Origin of the sequence: Mycobacterium sp. (assembly GCF_049278535.1) — a bacterium.
Lineage (GTDB): Bacteria > Actinomycetota > Actinomycetes > Mycobacteriales > Mycobacteriaceae > Mycobacterium.
The window spans coordinates 1-8,476 of sequence record NZ_JBAPMI010000313.1 but is presented as its reverse complement, the minus strand read 5'-3'; the positions used below and the strand labels follow the sequence as shown (position 1 = coordinate 8,476).

At 65.3% G+C, this 8,476-nt stretch carries 11 protein-coding genes and 1 tRNA gene; 3 read left to right on the top strand and 9 right to left on the bottom strand.

Going from position 1 to position 8,476, the window contains the following annotated elements; genetic code table 11:
- Nucleotides 1-126: 126 nt before the first annotated feature.
- Nucleotides 127-200 (bottom strand) — tRNA-Pro (locus WAO18_RS20845).
- Between the two features lie 92 nt (nt 201-292).
- Between WAO18_RS20845 and WAO18_RS20840 the strand changes: the two genes are divergently transcribed.
- Together WAO18_RS20840 and WAO18_RS20835 are read left to right on the top strand one after the other, a co-directional pair.
- Nucleotides 293-742 carry a helix-turn-helix transcriptional regulator gene (locus WAO18_RS20840; protein WP_422208132.1) on the top strand — a complete coding sequence of 150 codons (450 nt, stop codon included), beginning with the start codon at nt 293-295 and terminating at the stop codon, nt 740-742.
- A 5-nt stretch (nt 743-747) separates the two neighbouring features.
- Nucleotides 748-1,158, top strand: coding sequence for a VOC family protein (locus WAO18_RS20835; protein ID WP_422208131.1), 411 nt, complete (start codon nt 748-750; stop codon nt 1,156-1,158).
- On the opposite strand, the gene WAO18_RS20830 is transcribed toward WAO18_RS20835, so the two are convergent.
- On the bottom strand, nt 1,155-2,174 hold the full coding sequence (locus WAO18_RS20830; protein ID WP_422208130.1) for an NADP-dependent oxidoreductase: 1,020 nt from the start codon (nt 2,172-2,174) through the stop codon (nt 1,155-1,157). The genes WAO18_RS20835 and WAO18_RS20830 overlap by 4 nt on opposite strands.
- A gap of 64 nt (nt 2,175-2,238) precedes the next feature.
- On the opposite strand from WAO18_RS20830, the gene WAO18_RS20825 reads away from it, so the two are divergent.
- A complete protein-coding gene (locus WAO18_RS20825; protein WP_422208129.1) occupies nt 2,239-2,946 on the top strand; it encodes a DUF3060 domain-containing protein in 708 nt (235 codons plus the stop codon).
- A gap of 4 nt (nt 2,947-2,950) precedes the next feature.
- Here WAO18_RS20825 and WAO18_RS20820 read toward each other — a convergent pair whose 3' ends face one another.
- The 7 genes from WAO18_RS20820 to WAO18_RS20790 form a co-directional block, all read right to left on the bottom strand.
- Nucleotides 2,951-3,733 (bottom strand): sulfite exporter TauE/SafE family protein, encoded by a 783-nt coding sequence (locus WAO18_RS20820; protein ID WP_422208128.1) that lies wholly within the window; start codon nt 3,731-3,733, stop codon nt 2,951-2,953.
- A gap of 43 nt (nt 3,734-3,776) precedes the next feature.
- Nucleotides 3,777-5,180, bottom strand: coding sequence for a ribosome biogenesis GTPase Der (der, locus tag WAO18_RS20815; protein ID WP_422208127.1), 1,404 nt, complete (start codon nt 5,178-5,180; stop codon nt 3,777-3,779).
- Nucleotides 5,177-5,857, bottom strand: coding sequence for a (d)CMP kinase (gene cmk / locus WAO18_RS20810; protein WP_422208126.1), 681 nt, complete (start codon nt 5,855-5,857; stop codon nt 5,177-5,179). The genes der and cmk overlap by 4 nt, the downstream gene beginning before the upstream one ends.
- On the bottom strand, nt 5,854-6,609 hold the full coding sequence (locus WAO18_RS20805) for a pseudouridine synthase (RefSeq protein ID WP_422208125.1): 756 nt from the start codon (nt 6,607-6,609) through the stop codon (nt 5,854-5,856). Before WAO18_RS20805 ends, cmk begins: the two co-directional genes overlap by 4 nt.
- A complete protein-coding gene (scpB, locus tag WAO18_RS20800; protein ID WP_422208124.1) occupies nt 6,606-7,361 on the bottom strand; it encodes an SMC-Scp complex subunit ScpB in 756 nt (251 codons plus the stop codon). The genes WAO18_RS20805 and scpB overlap by 4 nt, the downstream gene beginning before the upstream one ends.
- Before the next feature lie 50 nt (nt 7,362-7,411).
- Complete coding sequence (locus WAO18_RS20795; RefSeq protein ID WP_422208123.1) at nt 7,412-8,224, bottom strand: segregation/condensation protein A; 813 nt, start codon at nt 8,222-8,224, stop codon at nt 7,412-7,414.
- Nucleotides 8,221-8,476: ParA family protein (locus WAO18_RS20790; RefSeq protein WP_422208122.1), on the bottom strand; the 256-nt coding region annotated here is incomplete at its 5' end. The genes WAO18_RS20795 and WAO18_RS20790, both read right to left, overlap by 4 nt.

Genomic DNA, 8,476 nt, shown 5'->3' with positions numbered 1-8,476 from the left:
TGACTCCCGCTCACCACTGGCCCACTGCCCGACCGTTGGGACACTCTTGGCCCACTGGCCTATCCGGCGGCCTGGCCGGGAAAATAGAAACCCGCTCCGATGCTGGTCAGAGCAGGTGTTTGTGCGTCGGGCTGACAGGATTTGAACCTGCGACCACTTGACCCCCAGTCAAGTGCGCTACCAAACTGCGCCACAGCCCGATGCCGCCGATGGATCACCGTCAGCAGGTGGAAAGCCTACAGCAGGCTGCGAAGCTGGCCTCAACCCAACGCGACGTGGCACGATCGCGCAGGTGGCCCGCAGATCCAACGACGACCAGCACCTGCGCGACCTCGCCCGGTTGCGCCGCGTCCGGGACCGGATTGACCGCGAGTACGCGCAGCCGCTGGACGTCGAGGCACTCGCCCGCGACGTGAACATCTCGGCCGGCCACCTCAGCCGCCAATTCAAAATTGCCTACGGCGAGTCCCCGTACTCCTACTTGATGACCCGGCGCATCGAGCGTGCGATGGCGCTGCTACGTCGCGGCGATCTCAGCGTTACCGAAACCTGCTTCGCCGTCGGCTGCTCGTCGCTGGGAACGTTCAGTACCCGCTTCACCGAACTGGTCGGCGTCTCCCCGAGTGCCTATCGGGACCAGACAGCGCACGTGGAAGCCGGACTCCCGTCGTGCATGGAGAAGCAGGTGACCAAACCGGTCAGGAATCGAGAAGCGCCCGCCGCCGCGCTGCACCTAGCGTGACCGCCATGGACATCACTATTCACTCGAGCATGCTGCCCCATGACGATCCGGAAGAGTCGCTCGCGTTTTACCGCGACATCCTCGGCTTCGAGGTCCGCCTCGACGTCGGCAAAGGCAAGATGCGATGGATCACTGTCGGCCCGCCGAATCAGCCCGGCACGTCGATTGTTCTCGCCCCGCCGGCCGCACACCCCAGCATCAGCGACGACGAAAGACGGACCATCGCCGAGATGATGGCCAAGGGCACCTACGCAATGATCGTCCTGGCCACCAAGGACCTCGACGGCGTTTTCGACCGGCTACAAGCCAGCGATGCCGACATCGTCCAAGAGCCCACCGAGCAGCCGTACGGAATTCGCGACTGCGCCGTGCGCGATCCCGCGGGCACCATGATCCGTATCCAGCAGCTGAGCTAAACCCTTGTCGGTTCGCTCAACTTGACCAGCATCTTGCCGATGTTAGCGCCGGTGAACAGCCCGTTGAGGGCATCGACGCACGAGTCGATACCCTCAAAGATGGTCTGGCGGGCCGTGATTCGGCCCTCGTGGCCCCATTCACGAAGCGAGGCGAACGCTTCATCGAACCGGCCCCACTGATCGAGGGCATTGAATCCCTGCATGGTGGCGGTCTTCGACAGCAGATTCACATAGTTGACCGGCCCTGGGTGGTCGCCGGTCAGGTAGCTGGAGATGATGCCGCACAACACGACCCGTGCGTTCATGGCCAAGCGACCCAGTACCGCATCGAGAATGGGCCCACCGACGTTGTCGAAGTAGACATTGACCCGCTTGGGACAGTGCTGTCTGAGTGCGGCGTCCAGGTCGTCGTTCTTGTAGTCGATGCAGGCGTCGAAACCGAAGTCCTCGACCACCGCCCGGCACTTCTCCGGCCCACCTGCGATGCCCACCACGCGGGCACCGGCGATCTTGGCGATCTGGCCTGCCACCGACCCGGTGGCGCCGGCGGCCGCCGAAACCACGACCGTGTCTCCGGCCTGAGGCCTGCCCACGTCGGTCATCCCGAAATATGCCGTCGCGCCGGTCGGCCCGTAGACCGACATGATCGCCAACTGATCGCTCTCGCCCGGGATCGGCGTGCTGAACACGTCGTCGCGGACGATCACATACTCCTGGAAGCCGGTCAGCGTGGTGATCACATCGCCGACTGCATAGGCGTCACACCGTGACGACACCACCTCGCCGATACCGGCGGCGCGGATCACTTCGCCCAACTGCACCGGTGGCAGGTAACCCTGCTGGTCATTGAGCCAGGTGCGCACCGCGGCGTCGAGGCCCACGTAGGTGGTGCGAACCAGCGCCTCACCCTCGGCGGGCTCGGGCGCCGGCGTGGTGACCAGTTCGGTGTCGCCGGGCTGAACAAGCCCACTCGGGCGTCGACGCAGCAGGATCTGGCGGTTGGCGATGTCGGGCACGATCCAGAAACTACCGAATGCGAATGACCTATTCGCGGTGATCTTGGTATGCGAGCATCGGTAAATGAAATCCGAGGATGATCCGGAAGCCCGAATTCGGGATTTGGAGCGACCGCTGGCCGAGGCGGCACGCGCATCTGAAGCCGGGGCGAATGCAACGCCCAGCAAATGGGCGCCGCCCACCGGCCCCCCGTTACCCCCGCCTGCCGTTCCAATGGCACCGCCACCGCCGCCCTACGGCGGCTCATTCTTGGGCCCGTCTCGGGGCGCCCTGGGCGGCGGCCAGATTCGTTGGATCATCCTTGGTGTCTTCGTTTTCGGCATGATCGCTCTGCCAATCGCGATCTTCTCCTTTACCGCACACCAGGTTTCGCGCGGCGGCTTGACGACTTTCTTGCCCGCTCCGAGCATCGCCACGGAAAGCCCCACCGCGTCCGGCACCATGCCGCAAACGACGACTGCAGCTGGGCCGTCGACGTCACTGACATCAGTGACGACCGCGCCGGCGGGTCAGAGCCTCACCGTCTCCGGCATCAACGAAGTCCGGACCATCGCCTGCAATGGAGGCAGCGTCAACGTCAGTGGAATCGCCAACGAGGTCGTGATCACCGGCCACTGCAAGGCCCTCACCGTGTCCGGCGTCCGGAACAAAGTGAAGGTCGCCGCCGCCGACAGCATTCAAGCTTCCGGCTTCAACAACCAGATCACCTACCAGGCCGGATCGCCGCAGATCGACCAATCAGGCCAAGGAAACGCGATCCAGAAAGGTTGAGTCTTCAGACTGCCAGCAGTCGGTACAGACCGATGAGGCCGACCACGACGATCGTCGCGCGTAGTGCATTCGGCGACAGCCGACGGCCATAGTGCGCGCCCAGCCAACCACCGATCAGAGAGCCCGCCGCAATCAGGCCGGCCGCCGCCCAACTAATTCGATCGAATGCCACCAGCGTATAGGCAAGCGCTGCAACGACATTGACCAGTAGCGCCAACAGGTTCTTTGCTGCGTTCATCCGTTGCACTGATTCGGGCAGCAGTGCACCCATGGCGCCGACGAGCATGATGCCTTGCGCCGCGGTGAAATAGCCGCCGTAGACACCGATCGCGAACGTGCTGGCCACCAATGCGGCCATCCGGCGCGGCGACACCTCATCGGCAGCGCGACCAACCTTCTCGGCGCGATCCCGGGCCCACGTTTGAATACGCGGTCCGATCACCACCAGCACCAGTGCCGCGACGAGTAGCACCGGCACCACTTGGGTGAAAACCTTGTCCGGCAGATGCAGCAACAGCCACGCGCCGAGAACGGCGCCAAGCACCGATGCCGGTATCTGCCAGCGCAGCCGGTCCCACTGGCCGCCTAGTTCGCGGCGATAACCCCACGTTCCCGACGCGCTGCCCGCGACGAGCCCCACAGCGTTCGACATCGTGGACGTGACCGGCGGATAGCCCATGGCCACCAGGGTCGGGAACGTGATCAAGGTGCCTGACCCGACAACAGCATTGATCGCGCCCGCGCCCAAGCCGGCGAAGACGATCAGGATGGCGTGTGTCAGCGGCACCGAAAAGACCTTATCCGGCGTGGATTCGGCGGCGACGTCGCCGTCAGCGCGACTTGGGCTTGCGCTTTTCGCGGACCCGCACGTTGATCCGGATTGGGCTGCCTTCGAAGCCGAATGTTTCGCGCAGCCGCCGCTCCAGGAACCGGCGGTAGCCCGCCTCCAAGAAGCCGGAGGTGAACAACACGAACGTCGGCGGGCGAGCGGCGGCCTGGGTGGCGAACAGGATCCGCGGCTGTTTGCCACCGCGCACCGGCGGCGGTGTCGCCGCTACGATTTCCTTGATCCAGGTGTTCAACCGACCAGTGCCGATCCGGGCATCCCACGACGCCAGGGCACTCTCCAACGCCGGTACCAGCTTTTGCACGGCGCGGCCGGTCTTCGCCGAGATGTTGACCCGCTGCGCCCAGCGGACCTGCACCAGTTCGCGGTCGATCTCGTTGTCCAGCAGATAGCGCCGGTCGTCGTCGACGAGGTCCCACTTGTTGAACGCCAGCACCAACGCTCGGCCCGCCTCGATGACCATCGACAGCACCCGGAGATCTTGTTCCGTCAGCGGCACCGATCCGTCGATCAGCACGACCACCACTTCGGCAGCATCGATAGCTCCATGGGTACGCACCGAGGCATAGAACTCGTGGCCGCTGGCCTGACCGACTTTACGGCGTAGCCCGGCCGTGTCGACGAAACGCCAGACTTTGCCGTCCAATTCGATCAGCGAGTCCACCGGGTCGACCGTGGTGCCGGCGACGTCGTGCACCACCGAACGTTCATCGCCCGCCAACCGGTTCAGCAGTGAACTCTTGCCGACGTTGGGCTTGCCGACCAACGCCACCCGCCGGGGGCCGCTCTCGGAAGACGCCAAATCTGCGACCTCCGGAAGTGCGCCGACGACCGCGTCGAGCAGATCGCCGACACCGCGACCGTGCATTGCGCTGATCGCAAATGGCTCACCAATTCCCAGCGACCACAATGCCGCGGCGTCGGATTCACCCCTGTCGCTGTCGACCTTGTTCGCGGCCAGAAACACCGGCTTACCGGAGCGGCGCAGGATCCTGGCGGCGGCCTCGTCGCCAGCGGTCGCGCCGACGATCGCGTCCACCACCAGGATCACGGCGTCAGCGGTGCGCATCGCCACCGATGCCTGCTCGGCAACCAGTTGCTGCAAACCCTTGGCGTCCGGCTCCCATCCCCCGGTGTCCTGCACGACGAAACGGCGTCCGATCCACAGCGCGTCGTAGGACACCCGGTCGCGGGTCACCCCGGGAACATCCTGAACGACGGCTTCCCGGCGGCCCAGGATTCGGTTGACCAGCGTCGACTTACCGACGTTCGGCCGGCCCACCACCGCTACTACCGGCGGCGGGCCGCTGGTCAGATCGTCGATCGACTCAACGAATTCCGCTGATTCCCAGTCGCTTTCGTCGACCCAGCTGCCATCTTCGCTCACCGAACCGCCTCGCTCCGCTGCTTGACCAATTGCAGGAGGTGAGCGACGACTTGGGGTTCGGTCATCTCGCTGGTGTCGACGACCACCGCATCCGATGCGGCCCGCAACGGTGATACCGCGCGCGTCGAGTCGAGGTGATCGCGGCGGCGCACGTCGGCCAGCACGGCGGCGTAGTCGTCCAGCAAGCCGGCGGCGACGTTCTGATCGTTGCGGCGGCGGGCCCGCGTTTCGGCTGACGCCGTCAGGAAGATTTTGACGTCGGCAGCAGGCAACACCACGGTCCCGATGTCGCGTCCTTCGACTACGACGCTGCCCGGCCCCCCGGCCAGGGTTCGCTGCAAGTCGACGAGGCGGCTCCGTACGGCGGGAACCGACGAGACGGCGGAGACCGCTTTGGTGACGGCGTCGCCGCGGATCTCTGTCGAAACATCCTCTTCATCAAGGTAACTGCGATCTTCGTCGGGGTCGTGGCCCACCGACAACTTCACGTTGGACGCGAGTGCTCCGACAGCCCCTTGATCGCTGAGGTCGATTCCGGCGCGCAGCACAGCCAGTGTGACGATGCGGTACATCGCACCGGTGTCGAGATAGCGGGCTCGCAGTTCGCGCGCCAAACCCCGAGAGACCGAGGACTTTCCGGTGCCTGCCGGACCGTCGATGGCGACGACCCTGCTCACAGCCCTACCGCTTTGTAGAGCTCCCCGATTTCGTTGCGGCGCAACGCCCGAATGCTGCCCGGTCGCTGCTCGCCCAGCGACACCGCGCCGATGTCGGTGCGAACCAACTCCTGCACCGGGAATCCAGCCTCGGCCAGCATGCGGCGCACGATGCGTTTGCGGCCCTCATGCAGGGTTACCCGTAACAGCGTCTTGCCGGGAATGGCATCCACTACCGCGAAATCGTCGACCGCAACCGGGCCGTCGTCCAACTCGATTCCGGCCCGCAATTTCTTGCCGAGCCCGCGCGGCACCGACCCATTCACCGTCGCCACATAGGTCTTGGGTACTTCGAAGGACGGATGCATCAGGCGGTGCGCAAGTTCGCCGTCGTTGGTCAGCAGGATCAGACCCTCGGTGTCGGCGTCGAGGCGCCCTACGTGAAAAAGCTTCTTGTTGCCGCGAACCCGGTGCTCGACCAGATCGCCGATGCAGGGCCGGCCGCGGTCGTCGGACATCGTCGAGTGCACGCCGCGCGGCTTGTTCAGCGCCAGATACACCAGCGAGTCATCCAGCATCACCCGCGCTCCGTCGACGCGGATCACCGATGCATCCGGATCGACCCGCGTGCCCAGCTCGGTCACCAGCTGCCCGTCGACTTCGACCCGGCCGTCGATGATCATTCTCTCGGCAACCCGCCGAGATGCAATTCCGGCCTGCGACAGCACTTTCTGCAAGCGAACCCCACGGGGCTCGCTGTCTGTGACCATCATTCGTGATCCACGTCGAATGACAACGGCTGATCGTCGGAAACCGGACGGCCGGCCAGCTTGACGAAACGTGGCTCAGCATCCAGGGATTCGCTCAGATCGTCGATCATGTCGACATCGGGCAGCAGCGGCGCGATATCGGGGAGATCGCTCAGCGACGACAGCCCGAGGCGCTCCAAGAACAGCTCGGTGGTGGCAAAGGTCACCGCGCCCGTATCGGCGTCCGCGCCGGCTTCGGTGATCAGCCCGCGGGCCAGCAGGGTGCGCATCACCGCGTCGACGTTCACGCCACGCACCGCACTCACCCGCGCCCGCGTCACCGGCTGCCGGTAGGCCACCACCGCCAGCGTCTCCAACGCCGCCCGGGTGAGCTTGGAGCGGGACCCGTCCAGCAGCAGCCGCTCAACATACGGCGCGAACACGGCGCGGGTGTACATCCGCCATCCGCCGCCGGCCTCGCGGAGATCGATCCCGCTGTCTCGTTCGGTGAGTTCATCGGCCATCAGCCGCAGCTTGGCAGCCACCCGATACGCGGGTTGCTCGCTGGCCGCGGCCAGAGCCTCGACGGTCACCGGGGTGTCGACCACCAGCAGCAGCGCCTCGAGCACCGCACCGAGTTCGGCGTCCTCGAGCTCCGGCGCCGTCGCGACGTCGATACCCAGGTTCTCGCCGGACACGTCAAAGCCCGAGTCCAAATCGGGCACGTCAGCCTCGGGTGCGTCGATGCTCAGGTCTGCATCGACCGGCTGGCTCATCTGGCGCCACTCCCCCTCATCCCTGCGCTCTGCATCGTCTTCGGCGCGCGTCATGAGTATTGGTCCCGCAATTCGTCGCTGGTCAGCTGTTCTCCGGTCCACGAAATCTGGAGCACGCCAAGCGGTTCTGACTGATCGAATGCTACCGTCCGGGATCGATACAACTCGAGCAGAGCCAGGAAGCGTCCGACGATCTCGATCGGCGCCTTGCAGTCGGTGACCAGGTCGGAGAACGAGGCCCACTGGCCGATCCCACGCTTTTCCAGCAGCGACATCAGCTGTTTGGCCTGCTCGGGCACCGACACCATCAGCTCGTGCAGGTGCCCAGTGGCCACCGTCGGCACCGGCCGCGGCGTGAACGCGGTCGCCGCGATCTGTGCGAACCGCTCCGCGTCGACGCCCAGCATCACCTCGGGCAGCAGGTCTTCGTAGCGGTCCTCCAGCGACACCGCCCGCGGATAGCTGCGTAGCGCGGCCGCCTCCAACTCGGCGAACATCTCCGCCACATGCTTGTACGCCCGGTACTGCAGCAACCGGGCGAACAGCAGATCTCGGACTTCCAGCAGAGCCAGATCCTCGGCGTCGTCGACCTGACCGGAAGGAAGCAGTCGCGCAGCCTTTAGGTCGAGCAGCGTCGCGGCCACCACGAGGAAGGCGGTTGTCTCTTCGAGTCCCAACTCGGAACCGATCGCGCGGGTGTACGCGATGAAGTCGTCGGTGACTTGGTGCAACGCCACCTCAGTCACGTCGAGGCGGTGGGCGAAGATCAGCTGCAGCAGAAGGTCAAACGGCCCTTCGAAATTGGTCAGCTTGACCTGGAAGCCGGTTTGGGGTGATGCCTCGCAGGTCGCCCCGCCGTTCACGCGCCGAACCGGTCGATCACCTCGCGGGCCAACGACCGATAGGCGACCGCGCCGGCAGATCTCGGTGCCCAGCTGGTGATCGGTTCGCCGGCGACGCTGGTCTCCGGAAAACGGACAGTGCGGGAGATGACAGTGTCGAACACCAAATCGCCGAAGCGCCCGACGACGCGAGCCATCACCTCGCGGGAGTTCACTGTTCGCGGGTCGTAGCGGGTGATCAGGATGCCGCTGATGTCCAGCTTCGGATTGAGC

Coding starts and splice junctions, on each gene's coding strand:
- WAO18_RS20835 (WP_422208131.1), top strand. CDS start 748: ATGGACATCACTATTCACTCGAGCATGCTGCCCCATGACGATCCGGAA.
- WAO18_RS20825 (WP_422208129.1), top strand. CDS start 2,239: ATGAAATCCGAGGATGATCCGGAAGCCCGAATTCGGGATTTGGAGCGA.
- WAO18_RS20805 (WP_422208125.1), bottom strand. CDS start 6,609: ATGATGGTCACAGACAGCGAGCCCCGTGGGGTTCGCTTGCAGAAAGTG.
- scpB (WP_422208124.1), bottom strand. CDS start 7,361: ATGAGCCAGCCGGTCGATGCAGACCTGAGCATCGACGCACCCGAGGCT.